Source organism: Tateyamaria sp. syn59 (assembly GCF_007995245.1).
Lineage (GTDB): Bacteria > Pseudomonadota > Alphaproteobacteria > Rhodobacterales > Rhodobacteraceae > Tateyamaria.
In genome coordinates, this window is the sequence record NZ_VCBA01000048.1 from 1 (window position 1) to 1,318 (window position 1,318).

The 1,318-nt window shown below is 64.1% G+C and carries 1 protein-coding gene; it reads right to left on the reverse strand.

What is annotated here, in order from left to right; genetic code table 11:
* Window positions 1-170: 170 nt before the first annotated feature.
* The coding region (locus FD715_RS22335; protein WP_189799620.1) for a bifunctional diguanylate cyclase/phosphodiesterase at window positions 171-1,318 on the reverse strand (1,148 nt) is incomplete at its 5' end.

Here is a 1,318-nt window from a genome sequence, read left to right on the forward strand (position 1 = left end):
AGGGCGGGTCACATGCCTTGGGTCAACTCCCAAACTGGTTGAGTCAGCTGTTGGAGCGGCAGTTCTCGACGATGGCCCTAACAAGTCGCTTCCGCCCATTGCACTGCGTTCAAGGGGTCAGTTCCGTCTTGGCCTCGACGGAAGGCGCTACCCGTCAAGGCCACCCGTTTTCAGCCTGCCATGCGATAGCCGGGGGCCTGCTGCTCGAGGTCGGCGAGCGTGGCGACCAAGTCGGCGGTGGCAACCGGCTTGGAGAAGTAGAAGCCCTGGAACAGGGAGCAGCCACGCTTGCGCATGAACTCGATCTCTTCGCGGGTTTCGGTCCCCTCCGCGAGGACCTCCATGCCAAGACCCCGGCCCAGCTCGACCATGGCGCTACAGATCGCCTGGGATTGAGTGCGCTTGTCGACGTCTTGGACGAACTCCCGATCGATCTTCAGCTTGTTGAAAGGCAGCCGGCGCAGCGAACTCATGCTGGCATAGCCGGTCCCGAAATCGTCGATGGCGAGCTTGAGGCCTCGGTCACGCAGCTTGGTCAGCGTGGCCCGCGAATGGTCGTGATCGACCATCGCAACGGTCTCGGTCAGTTCGAGCTCGAGCCGGTTTGGAGACAGGCCGCTCTCCGATAGGGCCGCCGCGACATGAATGTCGAGATCCTGGTCGAGGAACTGGCGCGCGCTGAGATTGATCGCCACCTTCAGGTCGTTGTCCCAACCCGCCGCTTGCCGGCAGGCCTCGCGCATGACCCACAGGCCGATCTGGTCGATTAGCCCGGTCTCCTCGGCCAGCGGAATGAACAGGCCGGGCGAAACCATGCCTCGCTCAGGGTGATTCCAGCGGATCAGCGCCTCGGCACCCGAGGCTCTGCCGAGATCGAGATCGACGATCGGCTGGAAATGCAGGACCAGTTCTTCCTGTGCGATCGCCTTGGACAGTTCGTGCTCCATCTCGAACCGGGCGCGGGCCTTGGCCCGCACCTGTTCGGAATGCTGGACGATGCGGGTCAAGGTCCCGGCTTCGCCCGCGGCGGCGATCGCGTTGTCGATCCCAGCGCCGAGATCGCCGGTCGCATCGACGAGGGCGATGCCGGCCACGAGGGTAGGGGGATAGGTCAGACCGCCATGCATGATATCGGCGGACACATCGTCGATGATCCCTTGCGCTTGAAGAGTCGCCTCCCGCCACGGATCTCCCGTCGGATCGGTCGCGACCACGAGGGCAAAGCGGTCGTCCGACACCCGGGCAAGCAGGGCCGGGTTCGGCACGACAAGACCGAGACGCCCGGCCAAAACCGACATCACCACCTGCACGGTATCGT